Source organism: Crateriforma spongiae (assembly GCF_012290005.1).
In the GTDB taxonomy this organism is placed as follows: Bacteria; Planctomycetota; Planctomycetia; order Pirellulales; family Pirellulaceae; genus Crateriforma; species Crateriforma spongiae.
The window spans coordinates 267,417-287,072 of sequence record NZ_JAAXMS010000007.1 but is presented as its reverse complement, the minus strand read 5'-3'; the positions used below and the strand labels follow the sequence as shown (position 1 = coordinate 287,072).

17 protein-coding genes are annotated in these 19,656 nt (G+C 58.1%); 11 read left to right on the top strand and 6 right to left on the bottom strand.

All coding sequences use genetic code 11. From position 1 onward, the window contains the following. Window positions 1-145: 145 nt before the first annotated feature. The 8 genes from speA (at window position 146) to HFP54_RS19345 (ending at window position 10,343) form a co-directional block, all read left to right on the top strand. Window positions 146-2,236 (top strand): biosynthetic arginine decarboxylase, encoded by a 2,091-nt coding sequence (gene speA / locus HFP54_RS19380; RefSeq protein WP_168566438.1) that lies wholly within the window; start codon window positions 146-148, stop codon window positions 2,234-2,236. Window positions 2,237-2,444: 208 nt separating this feature from the next. Continuing rightward, window positions 2,445-2,891: a hypothetical protein gene (locus HFP54_RS19375; protein ID WP_168566437.1), complete on the top strand. Its 447-nt coding sequence runs from the start codon at window positions 2,445-2,447 to the stop codon at window positions 2,889-2,891. A gap of 163 nt (window positions 2,892-3,054) precedes the next feature. After that, window positions 3,055-4,674: an efflux RND transporter periplasmic adaptor subunit gene (locus HFP54_RS19370; RefSeq protein ID WP_168566436.1), complete on the top strand. Its 1,620-nt coding sequence runs from the start codon at window positions 3,055-3,057 to the stop codon at window positions 4,672-4,674. Window positions 4,675-4,684: 10 nt separating this feature from the next. Then, entirely contained in the window at window positions 4,685-7,939 is a 3,255-nt protein-coding gene (locus tag HFP54_RS19365; RefSeq protein ID WP_168566507.1) for an efflux RND transporter permease subunit, read from the top strand. Then, window positions 7,939-8,304 (top strand): hypothetical protein, encoded by a 366-nt coding sequence (locus tag HFP54_RS25295; RefSeq protein WP_197138250.1) that lies wholly within the window; start codon window positions 7,939-7,941, stop codon window positions 8,302-8,304. The genes HFP54_RS19365 and HFP54_RS25295 overlap by 1 nt, the downstream gene beginning before the upstream one ends. Before the next feature lie 159 nt (window positions 8,305-8,463). Further along, window positions 8,464-9,384 (top strand): hypothetical protein, encoded by a 921-nt coding sequence (locus tag HFP54_RS19355; RefSeq protein ID WP_168566435.1) that lies wholly within the window; start codon window positions 8,464-8,466, stop codon window positions 9,382-9,384. Window positions 9,385-9,450: 66 nt separating this feature from the next. Further along, the gene (locus HFP54_RS19350; protein ID WP_146415742.1) at window positions 9,451-9,792 is read left to right on the top strand and encodes a rhodanese-like domain-containing protein; all 342 of its coding nucleotides are present in this window, start codon (window positions 9,451-9,453) and stop codon (window positions 9,790-9,792) included. A gap of 308 nt (window positions 9,793-10,100) precedes the next feature. Continuing rightward, window positions 10,101-10,343: a hypothetical protein gene (locus HFP54_RS19345; RefSeq protein WP_146415743.1), complete on the top strand. Its 243-nt coding sequence runs from the start codon at window positions 10,101-10,103 to the stop codon at window positions 10,341-10,343. Between the two features lie 53 nt (window positions 10,344-10,396). Here the strand turns inward: HFP54_RS19345 and HFP54_RS19340 are convergent, their stop codons facing one another. Then, on the bottom strand, window positions 10,397-10,687 hold the full coding sequence (locus tag HFP54_RS19340; RefSeq protein WP_168566434.1) for a Trm112 family protein: 291 nt from the start codon (window positions 10,685-10,687) through the stop codon (window positions 10,397-10,399). 137 nt (window positions 10,688-10,824) lie between these two features. Here HFP54_RS19340 and HFP54_RS19335 point away from each other — a divergent pair, with 137 nt between their 5' ends. After that, window positions 10,825-11,670 (top strand): hypothetical protein, encoded by an 846-nt coding sequence (locus HFP54_RS19335; RefSeq protein WP_146415745.1) that lies wholly within the window; start codon window positions 10,825-10,827, stop codon window positions 11,668-11,670. A gap of 111 nt (window positions 11,671-11,781) precedes the next feature. Here the strand turns inward: HFP54_RS19335 and HFP54_RS19330 are convergent, their stop codons facing one another. Then, a complete protein-coding gene (locus HFP54_RS19330) occupies window positions 11,782-13,440 on the bottom strand; it encodes an FAD-dependent oxidoreductase (RefSeq protein WP_168566433.1) in 1,659 nt (552 codons plus the stop codon). 178 nt (window positions 13,441-13,618) lie between these two features. After that, window positions 13,619-13,990 (bottom strand): ArsR/SmtB family transcription factor, encoded by a 372-nt coding sequence (locus HFP54_RS19325; protein ID WP_197138252.1) that lies wholly within the window; start codon window positions 13,988-13,990, stop codon window positions 13,619-13,621. A gap of 342 nt (window positions 13,991-14,332) precedes the next feature. Here HFP54_RS19325 and HFP54_RS19320 point away from each other — a divergent pair, with 342 nt between their 5' ends. Together HFP54_RS19320 and HFP54_RS19315 are read left to right on the top strand one after the other, a co-directional pair. Then, window positions 14,333-15,241 carry a universal stress protein gene (locus HFP54_RS19320; protein ID WP_146415747.1) on the top strand — a complete coding sequence of 303 codons (909 nt, stop codon included), beginning with the start codon at window positions 14,333-14,335 and terminating at the stop codon, window positions 15,239-15,241. Window positions 15,242-15,277: 36 nt separating this feature from the next. Next, window positions 15,278-16,933: a bifunctional aminoglycoside phosphotransferase/ATP-binding protein gene (locus HFP54_RS19315; protein WP_168566432.1), complete on the top strand. Its 1,656-nt coding sequence runs from the start codon at window positions 15,278-15,280 to the stop codon at window positions 16,931-16,933. A 25-nt stretch (window positions 16,934-16,958) separates the two neighbouring features. On the opposite strand, the gene HFP54_RS19310 is transcribed toward HFP54_RS19315, so the two are convergent. The 3 genes from HFP54_RS19310 to HFP54_RS19300 all read right to left on the bottom strand — a co-directional run bounded on the left by HFP54_RS19310 (window position 16,959) and on the right by HFP54_RS19300 (window position 19,625). After that, entirely contained in the window at window positions 16,959-17,456 is a 498-nt protein-coding gene (locus HFP54_RS19310) for a methyltransferase family protein (RefSeq protein WP_168566431.1), read from the bottom strand. Then, on the bottom strand, window positions 17,453-18,865 hold the full coding sequence (locus tag HFP54_RS19305) for a sigma-54-dependent transcriptional regulator (RefSeq protein ID WP_168566430.1): 1,413 nt from the start codon (window positions 18,863-18,865) through the stop codon (window positions 17,453-17,455). Before HFP54_RS19305 ends, HFP54_RS19310 begins: the two co-directional genes overlap by 4 nt. A gap of 436 nt (window positions 18,866-19,301) precedes the next feature. Then, entirely contained in the window at window positions 19,302-19,625 is a 324-nt protein-coding gene (locus tag HFP54_RS19300) for a DUF4404 family protein (RefSeq protein ID WP_196784522.1), read from the bottom strand. Window positions 19,626-19,656 lie beyond the last annotated feature (31 nt).

Genomic DNA, 19,656 nt, shown 5'->3' with positions numbered 1-19,656 from the left:
ACCACAGATGGATGCCCCAAAAGACATCAAAATTCTGGCGAATCGCTGCTAGACCAAATCAAATGCCGTTTGGATACTGTGCGCGCTTTGGGTTGTCCCATCTTTTGGATGACCGCCGACGTTATTCTCCGAAGGCTTTGGTGCATTGACGCAATCCATCAGTACCGCATGGTCGATTCAGAACGCAGTGGACGAATATGGGATCGATCGATGGGGCGACGACTATTTCCATGTATCACCCGACGGCACGGTACTGGTATCGCCTGATCGCGACCCTCAGGCGTCGGTCGATCTGCACGCATTGATCGAATCGTTGGTGGCCGACGGAATGCGGTTGCCGATTTTGGTTCGCTTCGGCGGCATCCTGCGTGATCGCTTGCATCGCTTGGACCACTGTTTTCGCCAGGCGATCGACGACCATCAGTACCAAAACCGCTATCGCTGCGTCTTTCCGATCAAGGTCAATCAACAGAAAGACGTCGTCGCGGAAATCGTCGAAACCGGCGCCAAACTGGGATTCGGAATCGAGGCCGGCAGCAAAGCGGAACTGTTGGCGGCCATCGCGATGTCACCGCCGGATTCACCGATCGTTTGCAACGGTGTGAAGGACGAAGCGGTTCTCGACCTGGCATTGTCCGCCCAGCGACTGGGCCGCAAAGTCTTTCCGGTGATCGAAAAACGAAGCGAGTTGGACGTCCTTTTGCGTCTGGCGAATGCCGCCGGTGTGCGTCCGCGGATTGGTATCCGGGTCAAACTGGCGACCCGTGGTTCCGGGCGTTGGCAGGCCAGCGGCGGATACCGCAGCAAGTTCGGCCTGACCGTCGCGGAGGTCACCCAGTGCTTGGATCACTTGTTGGAAATGGGAATGGGCGACTGTTTTCAGTTGTTGCATTTTCACGTCGGCAGCCAAATCGGCAACATTCGTCAACTGAAGTCCGCAATCTTGGAAGCAGCCAGGATTTACGTCGACTTGTACCGACGCGGAGCGGCGCTGGGTCACCTGGACGTCGGCGGTGGACTGGGAATCGATTACGACGGTTCCAAATCGGATTCGCAGTCCAGCATGAACTATTCGATGCAGGAGTATGCCAACGACATCGTGTATCAAATCCAAACGGTGTGCGATGAATCGAACGTTCCGCATCCGGAACTGTTTTCCGAAAGCGGGCGGTCGGTGGCTGCCCAACACAGCGTGCTTGTCTTTGACACGTTGGGCGTTGCCGCGCAAGGTTCACCGGAACTGCCGGACTGGGCGACCGCAACGGCCACATCCGATGACGAAGGAACATCACCACCGGAGTCGTATGAACAGCCGGTTCATGATTTGTGGTGGGCGTTCAGCCACCTGAACGCGGACAACCTGATGGAATCGTTCCACGATGCGCAGGTGTCGCTGGACCTTTGCATGAATTTGTTTAGCGGCGGTTATCTGCCGCTGGAACAGCGCGTCGCGGCCGAAAACGTTTACTTCGCACTTTGCCACAAGGTGCGAGACTTGGCCAATGAATTGCCCGAGATGCCGGAGGAGTTGAAATCGCTGAACCGGATGCTGTCGGACACCTACTTTGCAAACTTTTCGTTGTTCCAATCGGTACCCGACGCTTGGGCGATTGAGCATCTGTTCCCCATCATGCCGATCCATCGTTTGCAAGAAGAACCAACGCGTCACGCAGTTTTGGGCGATATCACATGCGATAGCGACGGAAAGATTGATGAATTTGTGTGTGGGGGCAAGCGTTGCCAGACACTGCGGTTGCACCGTTTGATTCCCGGCAATCCGTATCGCCTGGGCGTCTTTTTGGTGGGGGCATATCAAGAAATTTTGGGGGACCTTCACAATTTGTTCGGCGACACCAACGCGGTCCACGTCGAGTTCCAAGACGGTGGCCCGGTGATCTGTTCCGCGATTGGTGGTGACACCGTGGGACGCGTCTTGGAATACCTGCAGTACGACGTCGCGGACCTGAGCGATCGCCTGTGCGTCGCGATTGATGATGCCATCGAACAGAACGTGATCGACCGGGAACACGGACAGGAATTGCGAGAAAGCTTTCTGCAGACTTTCGAGCAATACACCTACCCGTCGTTGTCGTCGCACGTCGAATCGCTTGAATTGGCGTCGACGGTCAACCAAAGTGATGACGGGATCGAAAGCACTCCGATCATTGGTTCTTTGGAGGATAAATCGCAGGAAGAGACCCTTGCGGAATTCACCGACCCGCCATTGCCGGAGTGAATCGACACAATTTTCAAAGTTGACCTGGCCGGAAATGGCTTGAACAATGGGTAAGGTAGGCGACGACGATCGTTTGGCCGCGGTTTGCTTAGCGACATTTTGTATAGCACTGGTACCCAGCCACGCCCGGCCGGCGACCTTCAATGCTGCGGTCGCATCGCCTCCCCCCTCCGATTCTTCCGTTATCCCCGCACCATAGTTTCGCGACTTGTTCGAGCGTTTTCTGCATCTGTGTCTGATCCTTACCGTGCTGGCTTGTCCGGCACTGGATCGGTGCTGTTGTGCAGCGGCGGTTGATGGTGCATCAACGTTGGGTATCGGCACCAACGTACCCGCTGGTGCTGCGTTCGCTTGCGACCATTGCTGTGGTTGCGACACCGACGCGGCTGATGAACTGGTCGACGATACTGGCGATCCGCAACCGGTGGATTGTCCGGGTGATTGCCACGACTGCATCTGTCATGGGGCTCTGCTGCCCGATGCGGTGGTGGATTCGACACGTCCGACGGACCTGTTCCATTTCATCGACGGTAACGATGGTTTGGACCACCCGATCATGCCTCGCGAGATACGCCTTCGACGTTCGCATGACGACGTGGGTCTGTCGATCGGCGGGAAAGACCGCTTGCTGCTTCAGTGCACGTTGCGTTTGTAACGATCGATCGAACCCCTTGGTTTTGTCGATTTCAACACGTGCCTGTCCCTGACGTCTGGTCCTACGGTGACCATTGATGACGTCAAATCGCTTCGGGCATGCACGCAGCGTCGGAACATCACGTTCCGACGATTCCTGACGTACCGCCCACGGAGGCAATGTGATGCCGCCCACCGTTTCTGTGTCCAATCCCAAGCCGTCCGATTCGCTGGAACGTCCCGCGACATCGATCCGTACGATCGTATGGAAAGCCACCAGCTGGATCCCCACGGCATGCGTTTTCGCGGTGCTAGGCGTCTTGGCTTGGTACGGTCATGCCACCGGATGGACGCTGCCAAGTTTTTCAACGTTGACGGCGAACCAGACGCCCGACGCGAAGGCAAATTGGTGCCCCAGCCACGGTGTCCCCGAAGAAATCTGTATCGTTTGTCGGCCAAACTTGCTGGACGACGCACCTTCGTTGACGTACTGCAATACGCACGGCGTCCACGGGTGCGTATTGGAAAATCCGACACTGGCCGAAACATCGCAACCGGCCGAGGTGACCGATCAAGATCTGCGGCGTGCCGATCACGCGCTTCAGTCCATGCCGCGCCCGACGAACTTGCCGATCAGCAGCACCGCCGGTGTCCGCATTCAATTCGCTTCGATGCAGGCAATGGAGAAGGCCGGCGTGGATGTCGAACCGGTGACCCGCCGCACCGTGATCGAATCCATCGATGCGGCGGGCATCGTTCGGTACGATGCAACCAAGCTGGCTCAGGTGTCGCCGCCGGCCGATGGAACGGTCAAACGCATCCTGGTCCAAATCGGGCAATGGGTCGACCAAGGCCAGACGCTGGGGATTGTCGACTGTGCCGAAGCCGGACGAATCAAAGCCGAATTGCAAGCGGCGCTTTCGCACGAACATTTCTGTCGCGACAACCTTCGTCGTTTGCGTCCGTTGGCCGGCAGCGCCGTTTCAGGCAAGCGAATTCTGGATGCTGAAAACCAGTTGCAACAGGCACGTGCCGATGTGGACGACGCGGCCGGACGATTGGCCAACCTGGGACTGCCCATCGATATCGATCGTTTGCGAACGCTTGAATTGGAAGCGGCAAAGATGACCGTCCGGCGTCTGGGACGTCCGGAATCCAATGAGGCTTGGCCACAAGACCTTTCCGGATCCAATCTGATCGTCGTCGCCGCTCCGCTGCAAGGCGTCGTAACCCAACTTCGCACCAATGTCGGCGAAGTGGTCAATCGCGGCAATGAGCTTTTCCGCGTCGTCGACACGCGTCAAGTTTGGCTGGATTTGCGAGTTCCCGCTGAACAGGCCGAATGGGTTCATCTGGGTCAAACCGTTCGCTATCGTCCTGACGGTCAAGACAAAACGCACGAAGGACAATTGACCTGGATCAGCACCGATGTGGATCCCACCACACGCACCGTCGCGGTCCGCGCGGTATTGAAAAACCCAGACCAGAGTTTGCGCAACGAGTCGTTCGGATTGGGCCAAGTCATCTTGCGACAGGAACCCGATTCGATCGTCGTGCCCGAAACCGCATTGCAGTGGGACGGGGACGGGCACGTGGTCTTTGTGCGTGACTCCAGATTTTTTGAAAAGGACCGACCAAAGTTCTTTGTCACCCGGTCGGTTCGCCCGGGCGCGAGACAGGCCGGATTTGTCGAAATCATCGCCGGCGTTCTTCCCGGCGAAGTCGTGGCAACCAAGGGCAGCGACGTCCTGAGAGCCCAATTGCTGCGTGGCAATTTGGGCGCCGGATGCACCTGCGGTCGCTAAGTCCATCGACATGCTGAAGCATCTGATTGAACTGTCCCTGCGACACCGTGCGGCGGTGTTGCTAAGCCTGGTCGCATTGTTCGGCACCGGGGCGTACGCGCTGTCCCAACTGGACATTGACGCGTTCCCCGACACGACGCCGGTGATGGTGCAGATCAACACGACCGCGCCCGCCCTGGGACCGGAGGAGATTGAACGCCAAATCACCTACCGTATCGAGCAAGCTCTCAGCGGCATGCCGTCGCTTCAGAACATTCGCTCGGTTTCCAAGTTCGGGTTCTCACAAGTCGTCGTCACATTCGATGACGACACCGACATCTACTTTGCACGTCAAGTTGTCGCCGAACGCTTGGCCACCGTCACACTACCTTTTGGAGTGTCACCGCCAACGATGGGGCCGGTCGCAACCGGCTTGGGAGAGGTCTTTCATTACGTCCTGACGTATCCAGACGTCGATTTCACGGAACTGTCACCGCAACAGCGCCAACGTTTGTTGACCGAATTGCGAACCGCCCAAGACTGGATCGTCAAACCACAACTTCGAACCGTCGCCGGTACGGCAGAGATCAACAGTTGGGGCGGCTTTGAAAAACAGTTCCAAGTGCGTGTTGATCCGGCACGCCTGATCGCCCGTCAACTGACGTTCACCGATGTCATCGTCGCTTTGCAACAGAACAATCGAAACGTCGGTGGTGGCAAGATCGATCGACTGGGCGAAATGTTGCTGGTCCAAGGAATCGGCCGGACCACCAACGTCGAACAGATCGGCGACATCGTCGTCAAAGCGTCCGAGGGAACGCCGATTCGCATCCGCGATGTCGCAAACGTCGACATCGGTCATGAAATTCGACGCGGCGCGGTATCCGCCGACGGACGTGGCGAAGCGGTGATGGGTTTGGGGTTCATGCTGATGGGCGAAAACACCCATCAGTACACCCACGAACTGAAGACCAAGATCGAAGAAATCCGTGACAACCTGCCAAGCGGGATGCAATTGGTCACGATGTATGACCGCACCGAACTGGTCGATTCGGTGATCGAAACAGTCCGCCGAAACCTTTTCGAAGGCGGTCTGTTGGTGGTGGCCATCTTGTTTATCTTTCTGGGCAGCCTGCGTGCCGGCCTGATCGTCGCACTGGCAATTCCTTTGTCGATGCTATTCGCGTTCACCGGCATGTGGCGATTCGGCATCGCGGCCAGCCTACTGAGCCTGGGCGCCATCGACTTCGGCCTGGTCGTCGACAGTTCAGTGGTGATGATTGAAAACTGCGTCCGCCACCTGGGCATCGTCGGTGAACGACAGAGCAAATCAAGGTTGGAAATCATCCGCGATGCGGCCATGGAGGTCCGAGGCCCGACGCTGTTCGGTGAACTGATCATCATGATCGTGTACCTGCCGATTCTGACGCTGGAAGGCATCGAAGGCAAAATGTTTCGGCCGATGGCGATGACCGTCATCTTTGCTTTGGCCGGATCGATGCTGATGTCAATGACTCTGATGCCAGTGTTGGCCAGCCTACTGATGCCCAAACGCGTGATCCGACGCGAACCATGGCTTGTCCGCGTGCTGCAACGGCTTTACGAACCGGTGTTGCGGTTCACGATGAACCAAAAGCTGGCGGTGATCGGGTTAGCAGCCGGCGTGCTGGTCGTGGCGTTTGGAATGATCGCCCCGAATCTGGGGACCGAGTTCATGCCTCAGCTTTCCGAAGGCGCCGTTGCGATCAATGTGGTTCGATTGGCGGGAACGGAACTGGAAGATTCCATTCGGTTCAACACCCAAATGGAACGCGCCATCTTGGAATCGTTTCCCGATGAGGTCGCGCACGTCTGGAGCCGCATCGGATCAGCGGAGATCGCCACCGATCCGATGGGATTGGAACTGACCGATGTCTTCATCACGCTTCGCCCACGCGACCAATGGGTCAAAGCGGGCACACAGGGCGAATTGACCGCATTGATCGAACAAGTGTTGCGGGATCTGCCAGGACAGCGTCTTGCCTATACCCAACCGATCAAGTTGCGGCTGGATGAAATGGGCACCGGTTCACGATCTGACATCGCCGTCAAGCTTTACGGTGATGACCTGGAGACGCTGGCGGAAAAGGCCGGCGAGATCGAGACACAATTGCTGCGAATTGAGGGGGCCGCCGACGTCGGCGCGACTCAGTTGACCGGCCAACCGATGCTTCAGGTCCGCATCCGCCAAGACGAAATCGCCCGGTACGGGATCGCCGCAGCGGAAGTGTTGGACCTGGTCCAGGCCATCGGAAACCGACCGGTCGGTGACGTTTTCGAAGGCCAATTGCGATTCCCGCTTACCGTGACCTTGATCGACGATGCGCGACATGATGTTCCGTCGATTCGATCGATCCCGGTGACCACACCCAGCGGCCAACAAATCCCCCTGGAACGCTTGGCCGACGTCACGGTAACCACCGGCCCGTCCCAGATCGCCCGCGAATGGGGACAACGCCGCGTCACCGTTTCGGTCAATGTTCGTGGGCGTGATGTCGGCAGCTTTGTTCGAGAAGCCCGGGCCGCGATCGCTCAAAACATCGTCATGCCATCGTCCCGATACTACGTCGAATTCGGTGGCCAGTTTGAACACATGATTCGCGGGCGACAGCGTCTGATGATCGTCGTACCGATCGCGCTGGCGTTGATCCTAAGCCTGCTCTACATGACGTATGGCAATCTGATTGACACGGTCCGTGTTTTCACCGGAATCCCGTTCGCTTGGACAGGCGGAATCTTTGCCTTATGGATTCGCGACATGCCGTTTTCGATCAGTGCGGCGATCGGATTCGTTGCATTGTCGGGCGTCGCCGTGCTGGACGACATGCTGTTGGTGTCGACCATCGGAGCGTTGCGTCGCCAAGGCGTTCCGCTTCAGCAAGCGGTTCATCAAGCGGCAATGACACGTTTACGTCCGGTGCTGATGACCACTCTGGTCGCCGCGTTGGGCTTTGTCCCCATGGCGTTCAGCGATGGCATGGGTGCCGAAGTCCAGCGTCCGTTGGCCACCGTAGTCATCGGTGGCGTTATCAGTGCGACCGTGATGTCGTTGTTGGTGTTACGAGTCTTGTACGTGGTCGTTCGCGATGCCACCGATCGCCCACCCACCGATCGCCCATCGCTGACGTCATCGGCGGAAAGAAGTGCTGATGATCTTGGCACGGGCTGCACATCCCTTCCTTCCGGCCCAAGTTCCGCATCTGCGGACGCGGGCCATTCCTTGTTGTCTTCTGAGAGAGAATCGTGATGAGTTATACGAACCATTTCATGGCTGTCGTTCTTTGCACCGGAGCCTGTCTGTTGACCGGTTGCCAGAGCGAAAGCGACGAATCGTTGTCCACACAACAGGTCGATGGCCAGGGCGGTGATGAAGTCGTGGCGATGGCGGATGATCACAGTGGCTGGTGGTGCCGCGAACACGGAGTCCCCGAATCCGAATGCCCACTATGTGACACATCCCTGTTGGCCGATTTCCAGGCCAAGGGTGACTGGTGCGATGAACACAACCGACCAGATTCGCAGTGTTTCAAGTGCCATCCGGAGAATTTTGAGGCGTTCGCCGCACGCTACGAAGCCAAATTTGGCGAACGCCCGCCGGCCCCGACCATGTAGCGTTTCAGCGTTCAATCACGCGAATCGCGACCGTGCCTGAAATGACACGACCGCCGCTTCCTGGCGGTGGTCGTTTTATGTTTCAGAGTGGTGGATTGGCTATGATGTCTCTCGGTTTTGCCAGCCGATTTTTGGGTCTATTCACGAGGGGTCATGGTCATGTCGTTCGCAAACGTTCACCGGCTTGTCGCTGCCACGGTGGTGATCATCTGCTTGTTGTTGACCGGCCAACATCGATCGGTCAGCGCCGACGATACAACGACCGCGAAAGTGAATCCGGCCGGTGCGAACGCCGCAAGTCAAACCGACACGGCGCATCGTTTTTCAATCCAGCATGTCAGCCAGACCGCGTTGGCCCCCACACACATCGCACTGGTGATTCCCTTAACCAGCAGCGCGACCGATTCCCAAGACGCGATCGAAGGTTTGCGTCGACGCCGGCTGGTCATTGAACGTGCCGCAGCGGAAATGGGGTGCGACCAAGCTCACATACACTCCGCGTTCTTTTCCGCCGGTCCGGAATCGCAGTCCGTCAGTTCCATTGCTCTTCGGGCTCGCAACGGCGTCACCAGCGAACCGAAAACGATCGCCCGCTGTGTCATGCTGATCTTGGACGAAATGGACGACCGAGCACTCGACCAAGAATCAAACTTGGTCGAAGGTCAACAACAACTTCAAAACCTTTTACAAGTCCTTCCACCGGAGGACTTGGTGGAATCATCGTCATCTTCGCGATCAGTGATCTATTCACCGTCGTCCAGCCAAATATCACGCCCGATCGCGTTGTTTGCCGCTAACTTGACCACCCAGAAACGTTTGACGATGGTGCAACAAGCGATGAAAGCGGCGGAACAGCGTGCCAGGGAACTGGCCGGGTTGAATCAATCCGATCATCGCATCAGCTTGTCCGAATCGATGATCAATTCGTACAGTTCGACACGGCGTGACACGGTCTCGCTGGAGCGATTGATCTCGGCGTTCTATCCGGACATGGTGTTTTCCATGTACCCCGATCAAATCATCTTCCACACGCGGATCCTGGCCTCCATTTCGCCCCCCAACCAGCCGCCGTCTCAATAGGTGATCCGTTTGTCGATCTGACCCAATGCTCGCCTTGCCCTAAGTTTGCCCGACAGAGACTTTGCTTTGCCCGATTCTGATGTCCCCTTGGAAATCACCGTTGTCCAATCACAAACCGCAATCCAGGAGAATCCGGACGTGGTGCTAGTCGACGTCCGAGAGCAGGACGAATTTGAACTAGCACGGATCCAGGGAGCCAAGCTGATTCCACTAAGCGAGTTCCCGAGTCGGATCGGTGAACTGGAACCTTATCGCGATCGTCCCATCATCGTTTATTGCCACCACGGGGTGCGAAGCCTGCACGCGGTGTTTGCATTGCGACAAAGTGGATTTTCGAATTCAACCAGCATGTCTGGCGGGATCGACTTGTGGAGCCAACAAATCGATGCGGACGTGCCACGCTACTGACGCCAGATCGGATGCTTGCCCAAACGCGTCGTCGAATGCTCCGGTGATTGATCGGCGGAATCACCCCTCGGAGGTGCGCCGCAGCGGACGATTCAACGCCCCAGAAATTTGGACGCTCGATCGCTTCGGTTCCCGATCGAGCGAAATTCGCGAAAGTCCCGGCTACGATCTCGACGACTTCTTGTAAACTGCAGAACGTAGCGGTCGAGCACGGGAATGCGGAAAAAGAGGAAGCTCCGGGAGTTCATCCGCCGACACGCGGGACCGTTTTCCGCGATACCGATTCATCCGATGAATGAGGTCACGACATGTCGCAATCGCCGCTTATCGTTATCGATGACAAGCACGTCCCCCTATACCGGATCGTTTGGGTCAGCGAAGTGCCACACTTTTGCGGCGAAGACGACTGTACCCGCGAAGGCGAATACGAAATCCGTTTGGACGTCGACGATTCGTTGTGGACCAATGCATCCGGTCGCGATCAAGTCATCGCCGCATTGGCCGCTTGGTGCGGCGATCCGGGCAGCGACGAAGGTCCGGACTGGTCATAAGGCGGCTTTCCGGTGACCGCCATCAAACCAACGAAACTGCGGTGGGCTTAGCGTCAGTGATCCGCTGCGTCAGTTTCACCGCCCGCCCCACTTTCGTCGGGCAATCGAATCGCCTCATCGGGCACCAAGGTGGGAATGCCAGCGCGGACCGGATAGATCACCGGCCTTCCGGTCGGTCGCAACCCAGCCTCGATCGGTTCGCTGACGGCTTGATCGGCAGTGTTAAAAAGCCGTTTTTCTTCGATCCACTGATTGATCTGCCCCAACAAATCGGGGGGCACCAATTCGAGCTGGCTGCCGTCGACGGGGCACCGCAACATCGCGACGAAATCCGCATCAATCATTTTTTTTACTGCGTTGAGAGTCTGATCTCGGCCGATGCTTCAATCCGAGCGGTGCCGGTTTGATCCGGTTACGGTCAGGTCACAATCGTGAAACACCGCTGTCTTTTCAAACACATCGAACACGGCGAGGACCAGCCATGAAGCATCGGATTCTATCCCGCGTTTCGACGGTCGCCAGCGGTCGTCATTGCCCGGCTCTGCTGCCACGAACCTTGTTGACCGCAGGCATTTTGTGTGGGGTCGCAAGCAACGCCACCGCCCAGCAAGCGTCATCGGGGCTGTACACCGATCCGACCACCGGAATCGGCTATGCCCCGGTCAAGAAGACGATCGAACGGCCGGTCCAAGAAACACGCATGGTTTCACGCCAGCAAACCACCTATGCGCCTCGGACGGTCACCGAGACGCGACCGACCACTCGGACCACCCTGTATCCGGTGACGCGAACCGTCCTGGAACCCTACTACGCCAACCGTTGGAATCCCTTCGCCAAGCCGTCGCTGGCGTATCGATTCAAGCCTCAGGTTCACTGGCAGACGCAAACCGACGTCGTCAATCAAACAACGACACGGACCGAATACGTCGCGGAAACCAAGACCGTCCAGGTTCCCGAGACCGTTCACCGAATCGTTCGCGAAGAACGCGTCGATTACGAACCGGTGGGCCAAGTGACCCGTCAAGCCGCGTCGACAGCCACTTCGGACTTGGCCGCACGGTTGCGACCGTTGGGTTCGGGAGAGCGGATCGTCCCGTTCGGATCGTCATCCGCCAACTTAGCCCGGTCCACCAACGCGCCGCGGTTGTCATCGACCACCGTCGCCGGCACCACGCCGGTCGGATCGACCGCCGACAACCGATCGATCAGTCAGGCCGGACAGCCGGCCACCACCTTGGCACCACGCACCAGCGGATACGGTCTGGCGGCTCCGCCGGCCGCCGGTGTCGGCATTGCCACGATGCCAGCGGCAACGTTGATGCGATAGCTTCGGAAGCTTCGCTAAGAAACGATCATCTGAAACGCACAAGACGATGCACCGGATCAACTCCGATGCATCGTCTTGTCCATTTGCACCTGGTGATATGACCTAGCCGGTTCAGGCGACCGGCACTTGTTCGCCGTGGTGCTGGATCCACGTCTTGTAGCCACCGCTCAGATTCTTCACGTCGTAACCACGCTGCATCAAAATGCGACTGGCCATGTAGCCACGCAGCCCGACCTGGCAATATGCAATGACAAATCGATCTCGCGGGATTTCATCCAGTCGATCCCGCAGTTCTTCCAGCGGAACATTGACCGCGTCGGGCAGATGTCCCTTGGCGAATTCGCCGGGTGTGCGAACATCGATCCGGAATTCTTCGACCGGCATCGCGTCAGCGATCGATTCGACATGCACGACGGGTTGATCCCCTCGCACAACGCCGGATGCGACAAAGCCGGCCATGTTGACCGGATCTTTGGCGTGCCCGTATTGGGGGGCGTAACAGAGTTCGACTTCCTCCAGATCCTCCACCGTCCAACCGGCTTGGATGGCGGTCGCGATCACATCGATCCGTTTGTCCACGCCCGCACCGCCGACGGCCTGAGCGCCCAAGATCAGCCCCGAATCGGGATCAAACAACAACTTCAACGTCATCCCCTGGGCCCCCGGATAGTAACCGGCATGGTCAGTCGGATGAACGTAGATCTTTTGATACGACGTTCCGGCACGTTTCAGAAGCTTTTCGCTTTGCCCCGTCATCGCGGCGGTTCGGTCAAACACGCCTACGACGGCGGTTCCCTGCGTTCCACGAAACGTCGACGCCCGCCCGAAGATGTGATCGGCGGCGATTCGGCCTTGACGATTGGCCGGGCCGGCCAACGGAATCTGGGTCGGCAAACCGGTCACCACATCGGTCACTTGGGCGACATCCCCGACGGCATAGACATCGGGATCATTGGTTTGCATTTGCGCGTTGGTGACGATGCCGCCACGCGGGCCACATTCGATACCGGCATCGGCCGCCATGCGGCTTTCCGGACGCACGCCGATCGCCAAAACAACGAAACTGGCGTCAATGGATCCGCCGGACTTCAAGTGGACTGTCACGCCGCCGTCGCGATCCTGGAACCGGTCGGCCGAATCGTTTAACTGCAACGTCACGCCGTGACCGCGTAAATGATCGTGCAGACCATTGACCATTTCCTTATCCCAGGGCGGCAAAATCTGGTCGCCGAGTTCGACGACGGTGACGTCCCAACCCCGGCGGACCAGGTTTTCGGCGACTTCGATGCCGATGAACCCTGCGCCCACAACGACCGCTTTTCCGGATTGCCCGACCGCGGCGGCATGCATTGCGTCGGCATCCTTCAGGTCACGTAGTTCCATCACGCGGGGATGATCAATGCCGTCCAAGTCGGGACGGAAGGGTGCCGCGCCGGTCGCAACGATCAGCTTGTCATAACTTTCTTGATACGTCGTCCCGTCACGCAGATCTCTTACATCCACGGTCTTGTTCGCACGATCGATCTTCGCAACTTCGCTGCGAACCCGAACATCCAATCGGTAGCGTCCGTGCAAACGTTCGATCGGGGCGACCAACAACTTGTCACGCGATTGAATTTCGCCACCCACGTAATAGGGCAGCCCGCAATTGGCAAACGACGGTGCTTCGCCCCGTTCGATGACGACGATTTCGCTGTCTTCGCTAAGGCGTCGTGCCCGCGCCGCGGCCGAGGCGCCGCCGGCGACACCGCCGATGATGACGATCTTCATGGATCCGATATCTCCTGTATTCAAACCATTGGTGATGGAAAGCGTCGTCGTGGCGGCGGCCCGAACATCACCCACGTTCCGGCCGTCATGCTGCGGGCATGTCACGTCAGCTCGTAAGGTGACGAATGGTCGTTGCCCAAAGATCGCCCACACGCCGGTGGGTCCGACCGCGACGCAGTTAGCGAATGAATCTTCCTTCGATGCACGCCATCAATTGTTCCAGATGGGGTTCGGCCACTTGGTAGTAGACCCGGCGGCCTTCGCGTTGGCTGGTCAAAAAGCCGCATCGCTGCAGCAGTCGCAAATGTTCGCTTGCGACGTTGTCGGGAATCTGGCAATCGGCGGCCAATTCGCCGACGGTGAATCTGCCGTGTAGCAACAACTGAACGATGCGCAGACGCACCGGATGGGCCAAAGTCTTCAGGCACTCCGCCGCCTCGGTCAGCATTTCGACACTGCCCTTGGGCTTGCCGCTGTTCTTTGGCTTGGCGTTTTTTTCCGCACCGGCTTTTGATCGTCCGGTCCTCGGCTTGGCTGTACGTGTGGTCATCAGCGTGCTCTGGGTGTCTTGTACGAATACCTCCAACGTATCGTCAGCTTACGACATATTGAATGTCCTTTCTGGTCCCGCGATCCGCCAACGGTCTTCTGCTGCGGCGGTCGGACGCACCTGCCGGGCTGATCCCAAACGCACGCAGCGGCCTTCGGTGTGCGATAATGAGCCATGCAGACGATCCGAAAGGACACGAAAGATCGCCCATTTGGGTTTTCGAGGGATCGGCATCCCGATTGCCCATTGTTTCGCTGCGGTGTCGCCGTGCCATGACCGACGGCGTTGCGGCAGTGCGTCCCACGGTCGAACGTATTCCACATCATTGGAAAGGGCCCAGTCATGAAGCGCATCGTGATCGCCACCGACGGATCGGCCAACGCCGAAGAAGCAGCCTGGTTGCTGTCGCATCTGCCCCACCGTGACCGATTGGAAATCACGATTGCCACCGTGATTCATCCGCCAAGCTACAGCTATCGCGCCCAACCGGTCGAAAGCTGGTTGGAGGACCTGTTGAAGCGTGAACGCGACGCAGCCGAACAATCGGCGGCTCGAATTCGAGACATGTTCGAAGGCGCCAACGTGTCGATTGACCATGTCGCACCGCGAGGTTCGGCGGGTCCGGAAATCGTCCGCATCGCCGAACAAACCAATGCCGACTTGGTGGTCATCGGCGCGCGAGGCCACAGCACGGTCAGCCGAATCATGCTGGGCAGCACCAGCGATTACGTGGCCACCCATGCGCCGTGCAGCGTTCTGGTCGTTCGTCCCACGGGGCTGGCGAAACAACCACGCCAAGTCCGCATCACGGTGGGGTACGAAGACAGCGGGCCGGCCCGCGCCGCGATCGAAGAACTGCGTGACACCCACTGGGGCAAAGCGGCTGACGTCTCGTTGGTCAGTGTGGTGCCTTACTGGCCGGGCATGTATGGCGAATTGGAACCCGATCCAGAACTTTCCGGCAGAGCCACCGAGCACCTGACCGAGCTGGCGTCGGAACTGGCCCCCCATGTCGCCAAAGCGTCTTGCCACGTGATCGAAGGCCAGCACATCGGCGAAGCTTTGGTGCGTTTTGCCGAAGACAAGCGATCCGACCTGGTAGTCGCCGGGGAAACTCCGCGCGGTCTGTTGGGGCGTTTGCTGATGGGCAGCGTGTCGCGCTATGTTTTGCGGCACGCCCCGTGCAGTGTTTGGATCACTCGTAACCGGATGATCGAAGGCTTGAAGTCATCGTCCAGCAACAGCGAATGATTCATCCGGCATCCGCCCGAATCATCGGCCCTCACCATGCCCGATATCGCTAACCACAGCTCGTCGGATCCCCTGCGCCGTCACCACCCAATGCGCGGCAAACAATCACCACAGGGCAACCAACCCCTGCACCGTGCACTTCGCGACCCGTCGGCTTTTCCAGACCACGCCGACGGGCCGGTGGAGGTTCACGAGACTCATATTTCCTGGGTCTTCCTGGTCGGCAGCCATGCTTACAAAGTCAAGAAACCGATACGCACCGATTTCTTGGACTACACGACTCTGGCCAAGCGAAAGTTTTTTTGTGAGGAAGAATTGCGGCTGAACCGTCGTTTCGCCCCGCAACTGTATCTGGATGTTGTTCCCATCCGACACCACGGCACATCCCTGCGTGTGGAAACTCCGCACCCAGTTTCCCCGATGCCCCAAGGCGATCCCAACGTCGGTGAAGTGGTTGATTATGCCGTTCGCATGGTTCGGTTCCCCGACGACGCACTCCTGAATGCGCAACTTGCCCAAGGTTTGATTCACGATGCGACGGTGCAAGCACTGGCCAAGGTGATCGCCCAGTTTCACCAGTCAGCTGGGCGGGTAACCGGTGAGTCCGCCGGCAGCCCGCCGAATCAGGTCTTGTCGACTTTTGAACAAAACTTGAATGCATTGGCGGAAGTCCCGCACGACAGGGCACAACAAAATCTGGACGCTCTGGTCTCTTGGATGCGGCGCTTCGTTGATTTGCACGGAGATGTCTTTGCGGAACGATTCCGACAGGGCTTCGTGCGTGAATGTCACGGCGATTTACACTTGGCCAATTTGATCCACTGGCGTGGACAACTGACGCCGTTTGACGGCATCGAGTTCTGCAAAGCATTTCGCTGCATCGATGTATTGTGTGACGCCGCATTTGTGGCCATGGATTTTGCCGCACGCGGTCGAATGGATTTCTGTCGCGCGTTCGCCAACGATTATTTGGATCGCACCGGTGATCATGAATCGCTGCACCTGTTGCGTTGGTACTTGATTGACCGGGCATTGGTACGAGCAAAAGTTGCCTGGATCCGCAGTCGCCAACAACGGGTCACCGACAGTGAGCGACACGAGGCACTGGACGACTGTGTGAATCACATCGACTTGGCCGAACAGTTTTCTCGTCCCACCGACCGTCGGCTTTGGATCACCCACGGTTTCAGCGGCAGCGGCAAGTCGACGCTCAGCCGTAACGTTGTCAAGCAGTGCGGCGCGATTCGAATTCGCAGCGACGTGGAACGAAAACGGCACTTTGGATTGCAAGCCGAAGACCGGCCGCGCGATGAAGTGGCCCGGCGCATGTACAGCCCTCAAGGTGATCGCATCACCTACAACGCCTTGTTTCAATTGGCGGAAACCATCTTGAATCATGGCGATTCGGTGGTCGTCGATGCCACGTTCCTGCGACGAGCGTGCCGAATGCGATTTCTGGAATTGGCTGAACGCACCGGTGCACACTTCGGCATCCTGGACTGCCAACCGGACGATGCAATTTTGCGGCAACGTTTGCAACGCCGATCAGCGCATCCATTGTCCGGCGCATCCGATGCGGACCTGTCGGTGTTGGATCATCAACAGCGTCATCACGACCCACTGGATGAATCGGAACTGTACCACGTGGTTCAAGTTCCCGATGAGCGACAAGCAGGCTGTTCGAGCGGCTGAGTTTTCGACATCACGTCAGCGGCGTTCAGCGTTTGGTTGCTCCATCCGGTGATGGGCTTCGCCGTGGCAAGAAACGCCCGGTGTTTGATCGATAGTCGTGATAGGATTCGAATCGTTGCACCAGAGCGTCCTCTTCAATCGAAGACTTCTTCCAAAGGACGCCCAGCAAGCACACCCAAGACACGAATCGCCAGGGCTGCCAATCAAACGGCAACTGTGCCAGCGTGAACAACAGCAAACCCACATACATCGGATGCCGTACCCAACGATACGGCCCAGTCATCGTTAAAACCGTCTGTTGCCCGGGAGTGGGGTGAATCCGAAGACGCCGAAGTCCAATCGCCAGCCATGCCGTGATGGCGACGGCGATTCCTGGCACCATCAAAACCAACATCCATGTGTTCGGTGGTGACCACCGCGATGACAGAACCAACGCCGCAGCCAAAACCATCTGGGCGGTGACCAGCATCCATCCCACACGATCCGTCTTGTTGACTTCAAAGGGATCCAGGGCCGGTGTCACTGAACAACGTCATCGGTTGCCGGAACGGCATCGCCTTCATAGCGGTGCAACAAGCGATACAGTTTTCGTCGGTGGATGCCCAGCATGCGTGCCGTTTTTGCCTTGTTGCCGTTGCACGCTGACAGCACATCCAGCACATGCGTCTTGGTCAGTTCATCGATCGTCAGCGGCGTTCGACCTTCTTGCATGCCGGCCTGGTCCAGGATCGAACGTGGGGTGGCCGTAGCGACTTGGCATTCGGCGTCGCCGGTACAGTCGGCGACATCATGGGTCAGATCATCCAGCGTGATTTCTTGCCCGCTGGCCAAGATCATCGCGCGTTCCAACACGTTGATCAGTTGCCGAATGTTGCCCGGCCAGTGATAGGCGTTCATGGCTTGTCGGGCCAAGACGTCGACGTGCCAGTCATCGGGCAACAAATGATCGATCAACACATCGATATCGCCGACGCGATCACGCAGCGGTGGCAATCGCAACGACAATACGTTGATTCGATAGTAAAGGTCACGCCGGAATCGCCCCTGTTCGACTTCGGCTTCCAAATCACGATTGGTGGCGGCGATCACGCGGACATTGACCACCCGTTCTTTGTGGCAACCGATCCGCCGCATCGACCCGTCTTCCAAGACACGCAACAGCTTGGGTTGCAGCGATGGCGGCAATTCACCGATTTCATCAATGAACAGCGTCCCTCCGTCGGCAATTTCAAACAGACCAGGCTTATCGGCCGTTGCACCGGTAAAGGATCCCTTCAGGTGACCGAACAATTCGCTTTCGACCAATTGTTCGGGAAGTGCGGCGCAGTTGATGGTGACGAACGGTCGTTCGGCGACGTGGCTGTGCTTTTGAATCAAGCGGGCGACGACTTCCTTACCGGTGCCACTTTCACCTTCGATCAGCACTGGCTTGTCGGTCGGAGCGACCTTTTCAATCATCCGTTTCACCGAGGCGATCGGGGCCGAATGGCCGACCAAACGCGCCGACGGTCGTTGTCGTGACATCACGGCTTTCAGGTTCTGGTTTTCGCGTCTCAAGACGGCTCGGTCGTGGGCAACATGGCAGTGGTGTTCCAGTTCACCCAACGCGCAGGGCTTGGTCAGATAATCACAGGCCCCCATTTGCATCGCCGCCACGGCGGACGCAATCGATCCCTGGCCCGTCAGGATGACGACTTCCAGATCCAGGTCGTCGTGCCGAACGCGCTGCAGGAACTCCAGCCCGGTTACACCCGGCATATCGATATCGATCACGACCACGTCGTATCCGTGCCGCTCGCACAACTGCAACGCTTCGACACCGCACGTGGCCTGAGTCACGCGATGTCCTTTGTGCTGCATCCAACGTGCACAGCCTTGGCGAAAGTCATCGTCGTGGTCGACCAGCAGCAGCTTCATTAGTCGGTTGTCCATGGTTCCGATCACACATGGGGATGGTCCAGGCATTCACGGGCGATCCTGGGACCGGTCCCGCGGCCGGTGCCCTGCTGTCACACCGCGAGCGACGGGATACGAACCCGCGTGGAGATCGATCATTGGGCGACCGACGACACAACCGCCTTTCGTACGACGATGCAATTTCGGTCCGCTTTGATGCGCTCCGGTGCGCGACAATGGCACAAATGCATTCTACGAATTTGTGCCTGAAAATCGCGTTTAGAAACGTCGCATTCGACGATCGGGACATTATGACACAGGACGCTTGAAAAAGCGGACAAACTGTCCCACCTTCACCCGTCGCACCATCGCCTTCGGGAATCGCAGGCAAGATCGGACGAAAGTAGCGATCGGAACGCGGTCGGCCCGCCGGGCGATGTGCACCGCCGGACCGCGATGGTCGCCTGAGAGGCTAGATGCCCATTTGCGACAGGATGTCGGCGACGCGACCGACACTGTTGGTCAGCGACGGGTGCTCGACCTGAAACTGCTCGGTCGCCTCTCGCAACCTTGACGCCAGGGTCTGGGAACTGACGTCCTCCCGATCCAGGCTTTGGCGGATTTCGGTCACCGCCTGCCGCAATCTTGCCCGCTGGTCCTGATCCAACGTCGCGGCGGACTCCAATTGGTGGTGCAGGTCGTCGAGTGTTTTTTCCAGTTCGGTCCGCATCTTGGGGCTGCCGATGGGGGTGAAGGGAGAGGCGAGCCTGCTGTATCGCGAAATAACACGAATCAACAGTCTCTGAATCCTCAAAATACCATCCACG